Annotated in this window: 19 protein-coding genes; 9 read left to right on the top strand and 10 right to left on the bottom strand. The window is 46.3% G+C overall.

The window, feature by feature from the left end:
- Positions 1-22: 22 nt before the first annotated feature.
- Together BSQ33_RS09045 and BSQ33_RS09050 are read right to left on the bottom strand one after the other, a co-directional pair.
- Positions 23-1,912: a methyl-accepting chemotaxis protein gene (locus tag BSQ33_RS09045; RefSeq protein ID WP_021021466.1), complete on the bottom strand. Its 1,890-nt coding sequence runs from the start codon at positions 1,910-1,912 to the stop codon at positions 23-25.
- 359 nt (positions 1,913-2,271) lie between these two features.
- Positions 2,272-2,538 (bottom strand): YihD family protein, encoded by a 267-nt coding sequence (locus tag BSQ33_RS09050; RefSeq protein ID WP_021021467.1) that lies wholly within the window; start codon positions 2,536-2,538, stop codon positions 2,272-2,274.
- Between the two features lie 628 nt (positions 2,539-3,166).
- On the opposite strand from BSQ33_RS09050, the gene BSQ33_RS09060 reads away from it, so the two are divergent.
- The gene (locus BSQ33_RS09060) at positions 3,167-3,958 is read left to right on the top strand and encodes a sporulation protein (protein ID WP_021021468.1); all 792 of its coding nucleotides are present in this window, start codon (positions 3,167-3,169) and stop codon (positions 3,956-3,958) included.
- 69 nt (positions 3,959-4,027) lie between these two features.
- A complete protein-coding gene (gene trhA, locus BSQ33_RS09065; RefSeq protein ID WP_021021469.1) occupies positions 4,028-4,675 on the top strand; it encodes a PAQR family membrane homeostasis protein TrhA in 648 nt (215 codons plus the stop codon).
- Positions 4,676-4,761: 86 nt separating this feature from the next.
- Here trhA and BSQ33_RS09070 read toward each other — a convergent pair whose 3' ends face one another.
- From BSQ33_RS09070 to def, 5 genes are all read right to left on the bottom strand, one after another.
- Entirely contained in the window at positions 4,762-6,207 is a 1,446-nt protein-coding gene (locus tag BSQ33_RS09070) for a TrkH family potassium uptake protein (RefSeq protein ID WP_021021470.1), read from the bottom strand.
- A gap of 12 nt (positions 6,208-6,219) precedes the next feature.
- Positions 6,220-7,596: a Trk system potassium transporter TrkA gene (trkA, locus tag BSQ33_RS09075; RefSeq protein WP_021021471.1), complete on the bottom strand. Its 1,377-nt coding sequence runs from the start codon at positions 7,594-7,596 to the stop codon at positions 6,220-6,222.
- A gap of 78 nt (positions 7,597-7,674) precedes the next feature.
- Complete coding sequence (gene rsmB / locus BSQ33_RS09080) at positions 7,675-8,961, bottom strand: 16S rRNA (cytosine(967)-C(5))-methyltransferase RsmB (protein ID WP_027694357.1); 1,287 nt, start codon at positions 8,959-8,961, stop codon at positions 7,675-7,677.
- A gap of 51 nt (positions 8,962-9,012) precedes the next feature.
- Entirely contained in the window at positions 9,013-9,978 is a 966-nt protein-coding gene (fmt, locus tag BSQ33_RS09085) for a methionyl-tRNA formyltransferase (protein WP_021021473.1), read from the bottom strand.
- Positions 9,979-9,989: 11 nt separating this feature from the next.
- The gene (gene def / locus BSQ33_RS09090) at positions 9,990-10,511 is read right to left on the bottom strand and encodes a peptide deformylase (RefSeq protein ID WP_021021474.1); all 522 of its coding nucleotides are present in this window, start codon (positions 10,509-10,511) and stop codon (positions 9,990-9,992) included.
- 176 nt (positions 10,512-10,687) lie between these two features.
- Between def and dprA the strand changes: the two genes are divergently transcribed.
- From dprA to BSQ33_RS09105, 3 genes are read left to right on the top strand one after another with little or no spacing between them, the layout of a single operon-like run.
- Positions 10,688-11,848: a DNA-processing protein DprA gene (dprA, locus tag BSQ33_RS09095; RefSeq protein ID WP_420070609.1), complete on the top strand. Its 1,161-nt coding sequence runs from the start codon at positions 10,688-10,690 to the stop codon at positions 11,846-11,848.
- A gap of 5 nt (positions 11,849-11,853) precedes the next feature.
- Complete coding sequence (locus BSQ33_RS09100) at positions 11,854-12,327, top strand: DUF494 family protein (RefSeq protein WP_027694359.1); 474 nt, start codon at positions 11,854-11,856, stop codon at positions 12,325-12,327.
- A gap of 10 nt (positions 12,328-12,337) precedes the next feature.
- Complete coding sequence (locus BSQ33_RS09105) at positions 12,338-12,907, top strand: type I DNA topoisomerase (protein ID WP_088133893.1); 570 nt, start codon at positions 12,338-12,340, stop codon at positions 12,905-12,907.
- A 104-nt stretch (positions 12,908-13,011) separates the two neighbouring features.
- Here the strand turns inward: BSQ33_RS09105 and BSQ33_RS09110 are convergent, their stop codons facing one another.
- Positions 13,012-14,142: a 5-(carboxyamino)imidazole ribonucleotide synthase gene (locus BSQ33_RS09110; RefSeq protein ID WP_021021478.1), complete on the bottom strand. Its 1,131-nt coding sequence runs from the start codon at positions 14,140-14,142 to the stop codon at positions 13,012-13,014.
- Between the two features lie 5 nt (positions 14,143-14,147).
- Positions 14,148-14,633: a 5-(carboxyamino)imidazole ribonucleotide mutase gene (gene purE / locus BSQ33_RS09115; protein WP_072963465.1), complete on the bottom strand. Its 486-nt coding sequence runs from the start codon at positions 14,631-14,633 to the stop codon at positions 14,148-14,150.
- Between the two features lie 204 nt (positions 14,634-14,837).
- Here purE and BSQ33_RS09120 point away from each other — a divergent pair, with 204 nt between their 5' ends.
- From BSQ33_RS09120 to BSQ33_RS09135, 4 genes are all read left to right on the top strand, one after another.
- Positions 14,838-15,407, top strand: coding sequence for a Sua5/YciO/YrdC/YwlC family protein (locus tag BSQ33_RS09120; RefSeq protein WP_420070610.1), 570 nt, complete (start codon positions 14,838-14,840; stop codon positions 15,405-15,407).
- Between the two features lie 17 nt (positions 15,408-15,424).
- Complete coding sequence (gene hemF / locus BSQ33_RS09125) at positions 15,425-16,339, top strand: oxygen-dependent coproporphyrinogen oxidase (protein ID WP_021021481.1); 915 nt, start codon at positions 15,425-15,427, stop codon at positions 16,337-16,339.
- A 66-nt stretch (positions 16,340-16,405) separates the two neighbouring features.
- A complete protein-coding gene (gene aroE, locus BSQ33_RS09130; RefSeq protein ID WP_088133894.1) occupies positions 16,406-17,269 on the top strand; it encodes a shikimate dehydrogenase in 864 nt (287 codons plus the stop codon).
- Positions 17,266-17,538 carry a DUF1488 domain-containing protein gene (locus BSQ33_RS09135; RefSeq protein WP_021021483.1) on the top strand — a complete coding sequence of 91 codons (273 nt, stop codon included), beginning with the start codon at positions 17,266-17,268 and terminating at the stop codon, positions 17,536-17,538. The genes aroE and BSQ33_RS09135 overlap by 4 nt, the downstream gene beginning before the upstream one ends.
- Here BSQ33_RS09135 and BSQ33_RS09140 read toward each other — a convergent pair.
- Complete coding sequence (locus BSQ33_RS09140) at positions 17,535-18,083, bottom strand: gamma carbonic anhydrase family protein (protein ID WP_021021484.1); 549 nt, start codon at positions 18,081-18,083, stop codon at positions 17,535-17,537. The genes BSQ33_RS09135 and BSQ33_RS09140 overlap by 4 nt on opposite strands.
- Positions 18,084-18,557 lie beyond the last annotated feature (474 nt).

Genomic DNA, 18,557 nt, shown 5'->3' on the forward strand with positions numbered 1-18,557 from the left:
TCCGTGGGAGTAGCGTCATCACTTACGATAGGCGAAATGCATTGACCGACTGCGACAGATCGGCCGCTATCCCAGTGAGCTGGTGGGTTTTATCCGCATTGTCATCTGATGTTTCTGCTGTCGCCTTCGCCAGATCGTTGATCTCGACAATACTGGCATTGATCTCCGCGGAAACGTGGGTTTGTTGCTCTGCCGCTGTTGCGATCTGGCTATTCATATCCTGAATCACCATCACGGATTGGCGGATCGTTTCTAAGGCGTTTGTTGCGTGTAATGAACGTTCTTCGGCATGTTTGGCTCCCTCAGTATTCGATGCGATGAGCTGAACCGTTTTCTGGGTTTCTCCCTGAAGTCGTTCAATGACCATCTGAATTTGTTCGGTGCTCTCTCGGGTCCGGCCGGCAAGTTCTCTGACTTCGTCTGCGACAACGGCAAACCCTCGACCATTTTCACCAGCACGGGCAGCCTCAATCGCGGCATTCAAGGCCAGCAGGTTAGTCTGCTCCGAGATGGTATTGATCACATCAAGAATGCCGCCGATATCAATGGTCTCTTTCTCCAATTGAGCCGTGGTAGTGACCACCTGTTCCATGCCTTGAGCCAACATCCGGATGTTTTGGTTCATCTCTTGGACGATGTCTAGCCCTTGTTGTGATTTTTCAGCCGCTTCTTCCGCAGCTGAAGAGGCGTTCAGAGCATTTTGTGCAACTTCATCGACGGTCACTGTCATTTCATTCATTGCCGTTGAAGTTTGCTCCAACTGATTCATTTGGGATTGAGAGCTTTGATTGACATATTGGGCTGAAGACGACAATGTCTGAGAGACTTGATCGATGTTCGTGGCGGAGTCATTGATATTGGTGACGATATGCCGAAGATTGGCCACCATGTGTAGAACGGATCGATAGATACCTGTCGCATGTTTTTGTGTTGTTGGCTGGTGAGATAGGTCGCCATTAGCAATTTGTTCGACGATATCCGATATCTGTTGGGGTTCTCCGCCAATCGGTTTATACATCAATTGAATGACCAACCAATAGACGATGCCTAGAGATAAGCTTAGTAACACAATGGCTAACACAATGGTTAAATATAAATTGTGTTTTGATGGCTGAAGAATATTATCCCAGGAGTCCCATGACCAAACCATCCAATTCAGTGAATCAATGGTTATTTCTGTAACGTAATATTCTCTACCATTATGAGTATAAGAATGGACACTATTTTTCTCATTTTTATATGGTGTATAGGAGGGTCTTATTGTGAATAGGTTTTTACCAATCTCATCTTCATTTTTTGATGAGAAAATAAACCCATCCGTTCGACTGACAAATACTTGTTTATTTTCTGATATTTTGTCGACAAAAGCATTCACTGTATCTATTGAAAAGTTTGCTGATAATACACCAATTACTTTTCCGTTTCGATATATTGGGTTGGCAAGTGCGATAACCGATCTACCCTCTATACTTTTAAATGGTGTGGTAACAATATTTTGTTCTCCTTTCATGCCTCGAATGAACCATTCTCGTTGGTGTTGTTTAGCATTGAAATTAGGAATAAAACCGTTGGTATTGGTTGAAAATGTTTTGCCGGAAGGCAATGCAACATAAGCGTTGAGGAGATCTATCTTGTCGGAAAGCTCCCTCAGCGTAGAGAGTAATTTTTTTTCGTCGGTAATCCGACCATCTTGAATGGGGAGAGTATCTCCGACAATATCAAGAATATGAAATATCCTTTTCGTTTCAAGCTCGAGAACCTGAGCAATTAATGTCGATTGATTGGTTAATTTCTCCGTGTAATTTTCGCTGGATGATGCGCGAAAATTATAAAAACATACAATTGAGATTATGGTAACAATGATAGTAAATAATCCGCCAATATAAGATATTAATTTAGCCTTCGCACTCACTGACGTTCCTCTTTTTAATATAAGTATTCAGGTGCGTAGAGCATACCATTGCCAGTTGTTTATTTGTTGGTCAAATTTACTGGTTGGAGATGATTGTTTTTGATAGACAACCCTATATAAAGTGTGCTTATAGAAATTATTGTAAAATTTAATATTTCAACAAGGTTATATAGCTTTAATATATTTTATTGATGTGATTGTTGGTTTATTTGACTCATTTAAAAAATAAATTGAATTAGAGTTTGAACACTATTTTACTTGAATGGTTTGAGGCCGATGGTTGATTGACCTGATAACGATTTTCAGTCCGATAAAGGTTGGATTGATGTCATCGCAGACCCCGAATGGGGCCAGCGTGGTTATTCGATAATACCGCGAGCTTTTAAAATAGCGGTTTTAAAATCATCTTCCTGATCTTTTTTTAAGCCCGGGATCATCTCATCTTTGGCGCTATGGCGCATTTTCAGATGATAGATCAGCGTATCGTCGCTTAAATCTGCCAAGTTGCCTTGATAACCGGCTTCGTTGGCGAGTTTGACCAAAAAGGTCAGCAAGTTTAACTCAGAATCTTTTTGCCACTCGGGTTCTAACAGGTCGAGCAGTTCTTCGATACGGTGACATTTCATCGGTTTCTCCATGATTTTTGTATGGACTTATGCTGGTAAAGTAGCAAATTACAGGCAGGAAACCAACGTGAAAAAGACAATAAAAAAGCGCAGTGTTTGACTGCGCTTTCATGGGGTTGGCTTATGCTGCTTTTACTTCGGTTGATGTTTGCGGTTCTTCATGAACACGCTTCTCTGCCGGGGTCATTACAGGTGCAACTTTTACTTTTGGTCTAGAAGCTGCAAAGCTTGCTCGACGACGTGACGCACTACCATGTGAGTGCGAAAACCTGACTGCTGCTGGGCGCATATATATACCTAACGGTCAGACATTTCCCTTGCCATTTCAATGGCCTAGATTAGCTATTGAGTCAAGACTTCATCATCACTGCTGAAGGTGGGCTCATCTGGCGAAAACCGTTCCGAATAGCTGTCTAGGAATTTCGTATGTACAATTTATGTACACATGACTAAGCATAGCATTTACATATGAATTGATCGATAACCTTTTGTTCATACAATGTCATAAAATTTAAATTATTGATGTTGAGAATTGAGTTCTGGCAAAGTTCAGTATTACTATGGATGACCCATTTAGCTCATGATCGGATGAGATAACGTTAATCGCAGAAGGCTGGGGGAGGTAGAGATGTCTTTTTTGAAGAAAACCCTCGCAAGTTTTGGTATCGGGTCAGCAAAAGTTGACTCTGTGTTACAACAAGAGGTGCTCCAACCCGGACAACAGGCCAATGTTACGATCCATGTCTATGGCGGAGCGACAGCACAGGACATTGATAATATTGAAGCACGATTGTGTTGTCGCTATATCGATGAAGCGCCGATTGGCGATGATCGTCAGGGAAGCCCTCGGACGCAAAGAGTGCATCGGCACTGTGTTTTGGATCAATGGCGCTTGCCGTATGCGTTCACCATTCACCCCGGAGAAACTCGGGATTTTTTGGTGACATTCAATATTCCCTGGAATACACCCATCACGATTGGTGATGCAAAAGTTTGGTTGGAAACCGGATTGGATATTGCTCTCGCTGCCGATCCGACAGATAAAGATGAAGTGACGGTACGACCGGAGCCATTGCTCGACGCTGTATTTAGTGCGTTCGAGTCCCGGGGATTCCGAATTCGTCAGGTTGAATGTGAAGCGGCCAGTGGATTCGAGCTACCGTTCGTTCAGGAGTTCGAGTTTGTGCCGACAACCGGGCCTTATCATGGCCGCTGGCGTGAAGTTGAAGTGATCGCTTATCGTTCAGAGTCTGGCTTAGAATTATGGTTTGAGATTGACCGACAACAGCATGGTGTCAGTGGTATGTTGTCTCATCTGCTTGGCAGTGGTGCGTTGAAACGTCATCTGATGATTCCGCTCGAAACACCGCTTGAACAGGTGGCAGCGCGAGTATTCGATTTTCTTGAGGAAAGCACATAAAATTCAGCGTACACATGTAAGTTGAATTGTGTCATACTCAGCGAAGATATGGATCCTCAGGAGTTTCACATGACCTCGTTGAATCAGGGATATACGTTCAAAGAAGAGCTATGGAATTCGGTCACACACGGTGTTGGCTTGATTCTAGGTATCGTCGGTTTAGTGATGCTGCTGGTGAAAGCCACATCAGGAACCGATGATGTTTTGACGGTCACGAGTGTTGCGATCTACGGTGGCAGCATCATTCTGTTGTTTCTTGCGTCGACGCTTTATCATTCGATTCCGGTTCAGCGCGCCAAACGCTGGCTCAAAACGTTCGATCATTGTGCAATTTATCTGTTGATTGCCGGCAGTTATACCCCTTTCCTCTTGGTGAGTCTGAGAACCCCCTTAGCGATCGGACTGATGTCTGTGATCTGGTTGATTGCGTTGGTTGGTATTGTCTTAAAAATCGCCTTTATTCACCGCTTTAAACGTTTGTCTTTAGTCATCTATGTCGTTATGGGATGGCTGTCTTTAATCGTGGTCTATCAGTTGGCGATTCACCTGAATATCGGCGGATTGACTTTGCTGGCTGCCGGCGGAATTATCTACACGCTCGGGGTGATTTTCTATGTGGCGAAAAAGATCCCATATAATCATGCGATTTGGCATGGTTTCGTTCTCAGTGGCTGTGCCTGCCACTTCTTCTCTATTTATTATTATGTGTTGTCCTGAGTGTTGAGACCTTTGATGTCAAAAGTATCTGGCGTATGACACTGACTGTGGTGATGTCTGCTGGTATGTGATGCTTTTTGTCGGTGTTAACTCCGCCAGAATGCGGGAAAGAACAGAACCAGAATCGTCAGAATTTCCAGCCTTCCCATTAACATACCAAAACTCAGAATCCATTTAGCCATGTCTGGTAGCGGCGCAAAGTTACCGGTCGGGCCGATGATGTCGCCCATCCCCGGGCCGACGTTTGAAACGGCGGTGATGGCACCGGAAATACTGGTTGTTGAATCCAATCCCATGGCACTAAGTGCAGCAGCAATGATGATGATTGTAATCCCAAAAGTCAGTGCAAAAGCGACAACGGAACGAATAATGTCATCTGTAACCGGGCGGTTATTATAGCGCTGAACGAAGACCCCGGAAGGATGAATGAGCTTCATCATCTGTCGATTGAGTAGCGTGATGGCTATTTGAAAACGGAATATTTTGATCCCACCGGCCGTCGAACCGGAACAGGCTCCGGCCATCATTAAAAACGCAAATACGGTGCTGGGCAGCGCTCCCCAAGCAGTAAAGTCATCTAGTCCATATCCAGTTGTTGTTACGACAGAAACAATATTAAACATGGCAACCCGAATGGCATCCATCACGGGATAGCCGTTATGGATGATGAGCCACACAGCCACAATACTGCTTGCTGCGAGAAACAAATAGAAGAAACCGCGTACTTGAGCATCTCTATACAGTTCGATCGGTGTTTTTTTACGGATTGCTGAGACAAAAAGTAAGAAGGGTAATCCGCCAAGGAACATAAAAATGGTGGCAATCCAATGGGCACCTTTTGAGAAGTGGTTCATGGAACCGTCAGAGGTTGAGTATCCTCCGGTCGATAATGTTGTGAATGAGTGATTGATAGCCTCAAACACGGTCATGCCAGTCATGACATAGCCAATGCAACATAAAAGCGTCAGGATGACATAAACAATCACGATATTTTTGGCGACAGTTTTGGCCCGGGGACTACTTTTATCGGACCAGTCAGAAGACTCCGTCTGGAACAGTTTCATTCCGCCGACATTGAGCATTGGCAGGACGGCTACCGCCATCACAATAAATCCGACCCCACCCAACCATTGTAAGATTGAGCGCCAGAGTAAGATGCTGGGTGCCATGTTATCCAGACCGCTCAGGACGGTGGAGCCGGTTGTCGTAATGCCGGACATCGTCTCAAAATAGGCGTCCGTAAAACTAATGTGATTGATAAACACGAAAGGGAGTGCTGCAAAAGCACTGGCGACTGTCCAGACTAAACTGGTGATCAGGAACATATCCCGGACATTCAGCTTAAAATTTGCAGTCCGCCCGAGAGTCAGAAAAATAAAGGCTGCAACATGAGTGATCAGGACGGCTTGTCCGAAGTCCAGAAATCCGGCCGTGCCACTGACGAAAGACACCAATGTCGGAACGTACATGAACAAAGCGAGTTTGGAGAGCACCAAGCCCAGAACAAATAGAATCGATTTTAGATTCAGCATGGTCACCAACCACTACAGGAAAAATGGACTGGGCTGGAACAACGCTTCCACATCGGAAACATACTTCTTGTTAACCAAGAACATGACGACATGATCATCTTGTTCGATGAGTGTCCGGTCATGAGCGATCAGGACCTCTTCCCCCCGCACAATCGCACCGATAGTCGTACCGGGAGGCAGTTTGATATCCCCAACCGCTTTGCCGACCACTTTTGAGGTGGTTTCATCACCGTGAGCAATCGCTTCAATGGCTTCCGCAGCACCGCGGCGTAAGGAGGAGACATTGACGATATCAGCCCGGCGAACATGTGTGAGTAATGCTGAAATGGTTGCCTGTTGTGGCGATATCGCAACATCAATGACACCGCCTTGCACGAGGTCTACATAAGCGCCTCTCTGAATCAGAACCATCACTTTTTTGGCGCCTAAGCGTTTTGCCAGCATGGCAGACATAATGTTGGTTTCATCTTCATTGGTCAGGGCAATGAACACATCCACTTGATCGATGTTTTCTTCGGTCAGCAGCTCCTGATCTGCGGCATCACCACAAAACACAATGGTATTTTCCAACTGTTCCGACAGATATTCAGCACGCTGGTAGCTTCTTTCTATCAGTTTGACACTGTAGCTATGCTCCAGACGTCTGGCGAGACTTGCCCCGATGTTACCACCCCCGACGATCATGATTCTGCGGTAAGGTCTCTCCAGACGCTGTAGTTCACTCATGACCGAACGGATATGATTACTGGCAGCGACAAAGAAAACTTCATCGTCGGCTTCAATGACCGTTGTTCCCTGAGGACGAATGGGTCTGCCTTGCCGGAAAATGGCTGCAACGCGGGTTTCGATATGTGGCATATGTTCGCGCAATGCTGAGAGAGCATTGCCAACCAGTGGGCCGCCATAATACGCTTTTACCGCGACCAGACTGACTTTTTGATTGGCGAAGCTGACCACTTGTAGTGCACCGGGATAGTGGACTAAGCGCTCGATATAACTGGTTACCAGTTCTTCCGGTGCAATTAAATGATCTACCGGGACCGCCCCGGAATGAAAGAGTGTTTCTTTTTCAGCAAGGTATTCAGGAGAACGAATTCGGGCGATACGGTTTGGCGTGTTAAACAAGGTAAATGCGACCTGACAGGCAGCCATATTGGTTTCATCGGTGTTTGTCACCGCCACCAGCATATCGGCATCCTGAGCGCCAGCTTCTTTGAGAACCCCCGGATGGCTGGCATGTCCGTTGACAACACGAAGGTCGTATTTATCCTGAAGTTCTCTCAGGCGGTCACTACTTTTATCGACAATCGTAATATCGTTGTTTTCACCAACTAGGTTTTCCGCCAGTGTGCCACCTACCTGACCGGCTCCAAGAATGATGATTTTCATAACATAATCTCTTGTTTACCACTGAAAAGACAGTGCGCTTAAAATCCGTGATGACTCAGATATATGTTTCAAGTCACACTAGACGGTTTTCCGTAACACTGCGTAATAGAAACCATCCATATCATTTTCTCCCGGCAGAATTTGTCGCCCCGGATTATCAATTTCTGAATTTATCAGTTGTGCATCTAATGTTCGAGATAAAAACGTTTTTATCTGCTGACTATTTTCTTGAGGTAACACTGAACAAGTCGCGTAAACCATGGTTCCACCGGGTTTTAACTGGGCCCACATCGCATCCAGAATTTCACTTTGTAGCGAAACCAATGCGGTAATGTCATCGGCACGACGCAGCCATTTTATATCCGGATGTCTCCGGATAACACCCGTTGCCGAACAGGGAGCATCCAGTAAAATACGGTCAAACATCTCCCCATGCCACCAATCTTCAGGGTGCCGGGCATCTCCACAGATGATTTTGGCATCCAGATTGAGCCGTTCAAGGTTCTCATTCACCCGTTTTAATCTTGATGAATCGCAATCAACGGCAACCACTTGTGCATCGGGAATCTGTTCCAGAATATGTGCCGTTTTACCACCGGGTGCGGCACAACAGTCAAGAATCAGTTCTTTGGCCTGCGGTGCTAAATAATGGACCGATAACTGTGCCGCCGCATCCTGAACGGATACCCAGCCTTGCTCAAACCCCGGTAATAATTTGACATCACAAGGCGTCGCCAATTTTATGGCGTCTTTGGCTTCCGGATGTAGACTCACATCAATGTTTTGTTCTTCCAGTCGCTTCAAGTAACTTTCAGTCGTGTGATGCTGATGGTTGATCCGAAGCCACATCGGTGCTTTGTGATTGTTGGCTGTGACGATAGACTGCCATTGCTCAGGATAGCTTTCCTGCAGTGCTTTCAATAACCATTTAGGATGACAGTATTGAACGGCATCATGTTTGCTGGCTTGTAGGCGTTGCTCGATCGATGCACTGTTGCGCTGATAATTTCTCAGAATCGCGTTCACTAAACCGCGTAGGCGTGAGCCTTTTAAATCCTGAGTTGCGCTGACAGTCTCTCCGACGGCAGCATGGTCCGGGATGCGCATAAATTGAATTTGATACAAGCCCACCAGAATTAAATGATGAAAAACTCGTTTTTTTCCGGTCAGTGGTTGACTGATCAGTTCATGTGCAGCGGCTTCTAAACGTGGAAGATAGCGAAGTACACCGAAACAGATCTCCTGAAGGAGCGCATGATCTCTGGGTTTTATTTTTTTCTGGGCCTCTGGTAATACAGAGGACAGTGATGCGCCTTGGTCAACAACTTGAAAAACAACTGAAGCGGCAGCAGCACGAACATTCATCATGAATCTGAACCTTAAGTAAAGTCGATAACCGAGCGGTTATCGATCGTATTAATTGAGCTGAGTTCCTACCCCAAACCACTCGGCGCGGGCATTGAGAATATCCTGAACAGGCATTGCTTTCTTGCCGGGCACTTGTAGTTGTTCTAAAACCAGAACATCTTTTCCTGTCGCAATATAAATGCCAGTTTTATCCGCTCGAATGATGGTTCCGGCTGGCTGGTCAGTCGATACGTGCTCAACACGACTTTGCCAGACCTTAATGGCGGGGGATGACTCTGCTTTGGGATCGGTTACGGAAAAATGACTGACCGGCCAGGGATTGAATGCCCGGATACAGCGTTCAATAAAATCGGCTGGTTGTGACCAGTCTATACGGGCTTCTTCTTTACTCAGTTTCTGTGCGTAACTCGCGAGTTGGTCATCCTGACGAACGGGTGTTATTTGCTTAGTGCTTATTGCATTGAGCGTTTCAATGAGCGCTTGTGGCCCTAAATGGGCAAGTTTCTCGTACATTGAAGCACTGGTATCGGTTGATTCGATGGGGAGTTTGGCAATCGACAACATATCACCGGTATCTAATCCCGCATCCATCTGCATGATTGTAACACCCGTCTCTTGATCGCCCGCCCAGATAGAACGCTGGATAGGTGCTGCACCACGCCATTTAGGCAGAATCGAACCATGCACGTTGATACACCCTAGTTGTGGGGTATCCAGAATAGCTTGAGGAAGTAAGAGTCCATAGGCGACAACAACCATCAAATCAGCATTGAGTTCGGCCAGTTGTTGTTTGCTTTCTGGTGATTTAAAGTTTTCCGGTTGATAAACCGGAATCTGATGCGCTGTTGCCAAGGTTTTGACTGGGCTGGCGGTCAGTTTCTTGCCTCGTCCGGCGGGGCGATCTGGCTGGGTGTAAACTGCAATGACTTCATGTTCTGAAGACAATAATGCCGCCAGATGACGGGCGGCAAAATCCGGAGTTCCGGCGAAAATAATTTTGAGTGACTGACTCACCGTGACCTCACTTATGCTTCATTTTTCTTTTTTTCGTTCGCGCGTTTGATTTTTTCCAGCTTCTCTTTAATCCGTTTACGTTTTAGCGGAGAGAGATAATCGACGAATAATTTCCCTTGAAGGTGATCCAACTCATGTTGTACACAGATAGCCAGAAGGTCATCGGCTTCAAAGGTATATTCTTTTCCGTCCCGGTCTAGTGCACGAACCGTCACTTCTGCTGCTCTTGGAATCAGAGCTCTTGAGCCCGGAACCGATAGACATCCTTCCTCGATGCCATCTTCTCCCCGTTTTTCGAGGATTTCAGGGTTAATCAATACACGAGGCTGATCGCGGGTTTCAGAGACATCTATCACCACGATACGCTGATGAAAATCAACCTGTGTTGCTGCCAGACCAATCCCATCTTCTTGGTACATGGTTTCGATCATGTCATCAACGAACTTCTGGATTTCAGGTGTGACTTCTTGAACGGGTTTTGCGACCGTTCTTAAACGTTCATCAGGAAAAGTTAATACTTGTAATACAGACATATACACTCAAATTGTTGAAATGTGCCGAAACAATAAAAAGTCCAATGCTCCAATTCTAGACATTTTAAGACCTAATTGACAGCATTGTGAGTGATAAATCGAAGTGATTATTAATTATCCGTCGATTGGACCATTGTTTCACCAACTTATGACTTTGTATCAGGATATCTCCGGAGATGTACCAATCAGCCTCGCATGTTACAGAACATGACCGACTATTGATGTGGATAAAACTCTGCATGACGCCGCGTCTGGGAACACAATCGTTGTTAAAGTTACTCGGCAAAGCATCGCTTGAGCTGTTGAGTCGTTATTCTGAAAAAGAGTGGCTTGCTTTGGGACTCTCGTCTGTGCAGGTCTCTTATCTGTTCTCCGGAGCCGCGAATCAAGTGGCTGAAGATTGCCTTGAATGGCAAATGCGTGGCAATCATCGTCATATCGTGACTTATTTTTCACCGGAGTATCCGGCACTGTTGAAAGAAATTCCGTCGCCACCACCACTGTTGTTTGTGCAGGGAGATATTACGCTGCTATCCGTACCACAGATAGCCATTGTCGGTAGCCGACATGCGAGTATGCAAGGATTGCAAGATGCATGGCATTTTGCGAGTGGGCTTGCTCAGCATCAAGTGGCAGTGACCAGCGGGTTGGCGCTAGGGATTGATGGACAGGCTCATCTGGGAGCAATTGAGGGGGGTGGTAAAACCATTGCTGTTTTAGGGGCTGGCTTAGAGCGTATCTATCCGGCCCGGCATCGTGGGCTGGCTGAGCGGATGCTTGAACAGCAGTCCGGTGTTCTGGTGTCAGAATTTTGTCCCTCAACACCGCCCAAATCAATGAACTTTCCTCGCCGTAACCGGATTATCAGTGGGTTATCTCTGGGAGTACTGGTGATTGAAGCTGCAGAAAAGAGTGGGTCGTTGATTACCGCAAGGTATGCAGCTGAGCAAAATCGGGATGTTTTTGTGATCCCGGGCGCGATTCATCAGCACGGTTATCGGGGAAGTAATGCACTAATTCGTGATGGCGCTTGCTTAGTTCAGAATATTGAACAGATACTCTCTGAAGTTGGTACGTTATCTGCTTGGGTAAAGAAAGAAGAGAAGCAAGAAGAGAAAATTCAGCAAAATGAGCTTTTTCCGCCATTAATTGACGACGAAGAATTGCCATTTGCTGAAGTGTTAGCTAACGTAGGGGTAAAAGCGACGCCAGTTGATATTCTTGCAACGCGAACCCATATACCAGTTCATGAAGTGATGAGACAGCTACTAGAGCTGGAATTATCCGGGCACGTGATTGCAGTTGCTGGTGGCTATATTCGTAAGGGGAGGGGCTAGCTATGATGATGGATATTCTTATGTATCTATTCGAAACTTACATCCATAGCGATGCTGAGTTACAAGTTGATCAAGATGAGTTAGAGGATGAGCTCCTGCGTGCAGGTTTTCATCAGAAAGAGATCTACAAAGCCCTCAACTGGTTGGAAGAATTGGCATCTCTACAACAAAGTGATGTGCATTCTCCGTTATCGATCAGTGCTGCAACAGCAATGCGAGTCTATACCGAGAAGGAGACAGCCCGACTTGATGTTGAATGCCGCGGATTCCTTTTGTTCTTGGAGCAAATTAAAGTGCTGACCCCTGAAACTCGAGAAATGGTCATTGATCGAGTGATGGGATTAGAAACCAATGAATTTGAACTGGATGATTTGAAATGGATTATTCTGATGGTGCTATTCAATGTTCCGGGTAATGAGAGTGCCTATACGCTGATGGAAGAATGGCTGTATACCAAAGAGCAAGGTATTTTGCACTAATAGAGATTCAATGAGTCGTCATATAGATCAGCAATTATTTTCTGCACATGAACATGCTTTGGATGAAGCTGAGTCATGTCCCCAATGTGGTAGTGCGTTACAGTTGCGTCATGGTAAACACGGACCATTTTGGGGCTGCTCTGCCTATCCCGCATGTGATTATATTCGCCCGCGTCACCAACAAGATGGCCATGTTGTTAAAGCTTTAGGTGTGCCCTGCCCTGAGTGTGGCAATGAATTGGTATTAAGGCAGGGGCGTTATGGCATGTTTATCGGCTGTAGCCATTTCCCGCAATGTCATCATATTGAATCTTCCGATCCGCCCAAGACTGAACAACCCCGAGAGGTGTGTTGTCCGGAATGTCATACTGGTCAATTGGTTGAACGAAAATCTCGGTTTGGTAAGACTTTCTGGGCTTGCGATCAGTATCCGAAGTGTAAGTTTGCGATCAATGCTCCGCCAGTGATTGGGCAATGTAGCGAATGTGGTTTCCCGCTGTTGATTGAAAAAAAATCGGCATCCGGTATGACATTGGTGTGTGCTGCCCGGCGGTGCGGTCATGTTCAAGAGACTGAATAACGAAATGATGGAATAAGTCACCAAGGGCAGTGATACCCTTGGCTGATGAGTCGGTTATTCAAGCTCTGGTTTGAAACGTGAGTCAAACCATGGACTACATGGCATTATTGATGTTGGCTGGCGAATTGATGGACAGCTGGAAATGCATCTGCCGGAAGTATATCAGCAAGCGAACAGATGATTCGCTCCAGCTCTGCATAGTAATCCGCACTGACATTGATGTGCCCCATCTTTCTGCCTGAACGTTTTTCTTTACCATACCAGTGGATATGGCATCCTTCCGTTGCCAGAATCTCTGAGGGGAGTGTATCTTCGCCCAGAATATTCACCATACATGTGGGGCGAATCAGTTTTGTACTGCCCAGAGGTAAACCACATACTGCACGTAAATGATTCTCAAACTGGCATGTATCTGCGCCCTGTTGAGTCCAGTGGCCTGAGTTGTGTACCCGAGGCGCGATCTCGTTGACAAGTAACTGCCCCTGAACATCAAAAAATTCCAGCGCGAGGACCCCCACGTAATTGAGCGTGTTCGCAACTGCTTCAAACATGGTTTTGGCCTGTTGCTGTAACATTTGCGCATCTATGGATGTTGATAGACTCAGTACACCATCGGTGTGGATGTTCTCTGATAGTGGGTAAACAACCCATTGCCCATCTTTGCCACGAGCTCCAACCAGTGATACTTCGCGATCAAAGGGGACAAATTCTTCAGCAACAATCGCTTGATTGTCACTAGCTTCAATACATTGTTGCATTTCCGGCCAGATTGCATCGGCATCGGTTGTTGATTTTAGTCGCCACTGACCTTTTCCGTCATACCCGCCTAAAGCACTCTTCAGAACCATTGGTATACCGACATGGCGAATCGCACTGTCAAAGTCATCTCTGGTTTTGATGACAAAATACTTGGCATTTTTGACGCCGGCTTCATCAAGCAGTGCTTTTTCGAGACGACGGTCACCACCGGTTTTGATGGCTTGTGCGCCGGGGAGTAGTTTCCCACTCTGTTCGCACTGGTGGAGAACATCATGTGGGATGTGTTCAAATTCGGCAGTAATGACATCCGCTTGCTGAATGGCATTCTCCAAACCATGCCCTTGTACTTCCTGAGTCAGCGGATGAATCATCTGCCCACTGACCACATCGAAGGCGCTAATGTGAATGTTCAAGGGCGCTCCGGCAAGTGACATCATCCGCGCGAGTTGGCCTGCGCCTAAGACAAGTACGTGCATACTGGTTATTCCTCGGTTGGATCTGGATGGGCAAGAACGGTATCTGTTTGCGATTGACGAAACGCTTCAACTTTTTGCATAACCTGTTCATCGTGAACGCCAATAATTTGCGCTGCCAGAATACCTGCGTTCGCTGCACCAGCTTCACCAATCGCTAAAGTACCAACCGCGATACCTTTAGGCATCTGAACGATAGAAAGTAGCGAGTCCATTCCTTTTAACGCCTTGGATTGAACCGGAACACCCAGCACGGGTAGACTGGTAAAAGCTGCGGCCATGCCCGGCAAGTGAGCAGCGCCGCCAGCACCAGCGATGATCACTTTGAGACCACGTGCTTTGGCCTGACTTGCATAGTCGGCCAGTAACTGAGGTGTACGGTGTGCTGAAACGACCTTGGTTTCATATTCCACACCGAATTGCTCTAACATTTCTGCGGCGAGCTTCATCGTTGGCCAATCGGACTTCGAGCCCATTATAATTCCGACTTTCATCTCAGACTCCTTCAGGTTTATTGCAATGCTCAAGTATGTTTATGCTGTCAACGTGCGACAATTTTGCGCGCATTATACGGGGAAATTTGCCGAAGGAAAACGTTTGCGTCTGGAAGGTTCCCCCGATAACGTATTTTCGGACAAAATTGATTTCGTTTTTTGGCATGATCGTTTGTACACTAGTGGCATCATCATCCGAGCATAATGAGAAGTATTGTGAATAATTTTGAGCAGGTGCTTGATGCGTTGCATCAAGGTGATGTGATTGCCTATCCGACTGAAGGCGTATTTGGCGTCGGGTGTGACCCTGACCAGCCTGACGCGATTCAAAAGTTACTGGAAATCAAAAACCGTCCGGTTGAAAAGGGGTTGATTCTCATTGCATCCAGTTATGCACAGTTACAACCTTACATTGATGAAAGTCAGCTTTCAGCACAACAATTGGCTGATGTTCAGGCCAGTTGGCCGGGACCTGTCACCTGGGTTATGCCGGCCAGTGATCGTGTTTCGGTTTGGCTCTGTGGTGTGTTTGATACGATTGCCGTTCGGGTCACGGATCATCCACAGGTTCGGCAATTGTGCGATGCTTATGGCAAACCCATTACTTCAACCAGTGCCAATTTAACCGGCCAGCCGCCTTGTATGACGACAGAAGCGGTGCAGCAGCAACTTGGCCACTGTCTCCGTGCTATTTTGGCCGGGCAAACCGGTGGGCGCGATAAACCCAGTGAGATTCGAGATGCACGCACGCTGGAAATATTAAGACAAGGGTAGAGACAAGAGAAATCGCAATGAGTGGTATTGATAAACAGGCCGTTAAAACTTTTTTACTGCAACTACAGGATTCAATTTGTCAGCAGCTTGAAGCCGCTGATGGGATATCCCGATTTGAGCAAGATGAATGGCACCGCGAACCGGGTGACCGCTTGGGTGGTGGCGGACGTAGTCGTGTGATGTGCAATGGTCATATATTTGAACAGGGCGGCGTTAATTTTTCCCATGTCACCGGTCATGAAATGCCTGCGTCTGCAACGGCCCATCGACCGGAGTTAAAAGGACGTCGATTCGAAGCAATGGGCGTTTCTTTGGTCATGCACCCCAATAATCCTTACGTTCCCACTTCACATATGAATGTTCGTTTCTTCATTGCAGAAAAGGATGGCGAACCACCCGTCTGGTGGTTTGGTGGCGGGTTTGACTTAACGCCATTCTATCCGTTTGACGAAGATTGCCATCATTGGCACCAAGTGGCGAAAGAGATTTGTCAGCCGTTTGGCTCAGAGGTTTATCAACAACATAAGGATTGGTGTGATCGGTACTTTTTCTTACCGCATCGAGAAGAAACCCGCGGTGTTGGCGGGCTTTTCTTTGATGATCTGAATCAGTGGGATTTCGACACCTGCTTTGCTTATATCCGAGCAGTCGGTGAGGGATACACTCGCGCTTATCTGCCCATTGTTGAGCGGCGCAAAGACTGTCAGTTTACTGAACATGAACGTCAGTTCCAGCTGTACCGACGAGGACGATATGTGGAATTTAATCTGGTGTTTGACCGGGGCACATTGTTTGGTCTGCAATCGGGTGGACGAACCGAGTCGATTCTGATGTCTATGCCGCCACTGGTTCGTTGGGAGTACGGTTATCAACCTCAGCCCGACAGTGCAGAAGCGCGTCTGACGGAATATTTGACGCCAAGAGATTGGTGACAGTGTTCGTTGGGAGTGATAGGGTCAAAAGATTCTTTTCTATTTTCTTTGAGTGAAGGCAAGGATATGGCTTATCAGGATCAGTATGCAGTATTCGGCAATCCAATCGGTCACAGCAAATCTCCTTTTATACAGACACTGTTTGCTCGCCAGACCAACCAAGACATGGTCTATACGGCTGAGTTGGCGCCGATAGATGGTTTTAAAACAGCAGTAGATGCGTTTTTCTCTCGAGGGGGAAAGGGATGTAATGTGACTGTTCCCTTTAAAGAGGAAGCATACGCGTTTGCCGATCTGTTGACCGAGCGCGCCCAAATTGCTGGTGCGGTCAATACATTAAAGAAACTCGATGATGGCGGCATTCTCGGGGACAATACCGATGGTGCTGGTCTGGTTCAGGATTTATTGCAGTATCAGGTGCCCTTGAAGGGAGCGAAAATTTTGTTAATTGGTGCGGGTGGTGCAGCAAGAGGCGTGATTCATCCTTTATTAGCACAATCTCCCGACTCAATTGTGATTACCAACCGGACTTTCACCAAAGCACAAGATCTTGCTACTTTTTTCCAAGAACATAACCGTCAAAATCAAGACTCGTTAACATCCGTACCAGTCTCGGCTCAACCGATGTCAGAAATCCATACGGCATTCGATGTGGTAATCAATTCGACGTCAGCAAGTCTGTCCGGAGCGCTACCGGATATTTCCAGTGATATCTTTGCAGAAAGAAGTGTTGCTTATGACATGATGTATGGCAAAGGGCTCACGGTTTTTAATCACTGGGCTGTGGAGAATGGGTGTGCTCATGCCTATGATGGCTTGGGGATGTTAGTTGGACAAGCGGCGGAAAGCTTCATGCTATGGCGTGGCATTCGCCCCGGCACGCGGCAGATATTAAGAGAGCTGAGACGCAATTTGGAAGGCAGTCTATGAATCAGTCGATTCTTTTTCCTGATGTGCAGTCTTGGGATCAAGCAACGCAGCAAATCCGCTTTCCGGCTCAATGTCAGGGGGCGTTAATTGAGTGTACTGTTGCCGTTACTGTTCTGGAACACATTTCCGGCCAGCAAATAACGAATGAAGAAGAGGCTGTCAGGATTTTCTCTCAATATCGTTTCGATTGCGAAGAATTGGCCGAGCAGCTAATTGAAGATGAAGCATACAATGCGCTCGGGCAAATCGACCTGACCGTCTCTAACTAGCCGATATCTTCTACTTGATGAAGAAAGTCATCTTTATTCTGAACATAGTTCTCTGCAGATTTAACTAAGAAGGCTCGTTCTTCATCCGTGAGTGGGCGAGCCTGTTTGGCAGGATTGCCCATATAAAGGTAGCCGCTTTGCAATGTTTTGTTGGGTGGGACCAAACTACCTGCTCCAATGACAACTTCACTTTCTACCGTCACCCCATCAAGAATAATGCTGCCCATACCAACCAGAACTCTGTCCTGAATTGTACAACCATGTAGCATTGCTTTATGACCTACAGTGACATCATCGCCAATAATCAGTGGGAAACCATTCGGGTTCGCGGCATTTTTGTGAGTGACATGAAGAACCGAACCATCCTGAATATTACTTCTTTTCCCGATATGGATATGGTTAACATCGCCTCGGGCCGCCACCAAAGGCCAGATACTCGAATCATCCCCGATCCGGATATCACCGACTAATACAGCAGTACTATCCACATAAACACGTCGACCAAGTTCTGGGGCAATCCCTTTATAGCGCCGAATTGAACTCATGATGCTCTCCTCAAAATGTTAGTTTTTTGCTTTTCGTGGTGTCGAATAAGGATAATGGCTTTTCAGTTTGGAGTAAAAATAGACTTTCTGCCTAAAAAACACTCGGTTGATTAGAAACATAGGAAAACTTATTAAAAAGGGCTTGCCAATCGAAAGGCGATGCCTATAATGCCCCTCGCTGACACGGGATAGCGGAGAGAAATCCCCATCTGTGTCAGTCCGGTCTTCACCGAAAAATAAATCTGAAAAAAGTGTTTGACACCAAGATTTATCTCGCTAGAATGACCGCCTCTTCGAACGTAGAACGTTTTGAAGAATCGCTCTTTAACAATATAGACCAATCAATCTGTGTGGGCACTCGTCGATAAATATCCAATAAGATTTTATCAATGAATCGAGTGACCAATATCAAGTTGGAAAGCAGTTTACTGTTATCTGACAAGAGCACAGTCAATTCAACATTACTTATGTAAT

The organism is Vibrio gazogenes (assembly GCF_002196515.1).
Classification (GTDB): Bacteria; Pseudomonadota; Gammaproteobacteria; order Enterobacterales; family Vibrionaceae; genus Vibrio; species Vibrio gazogenes_A.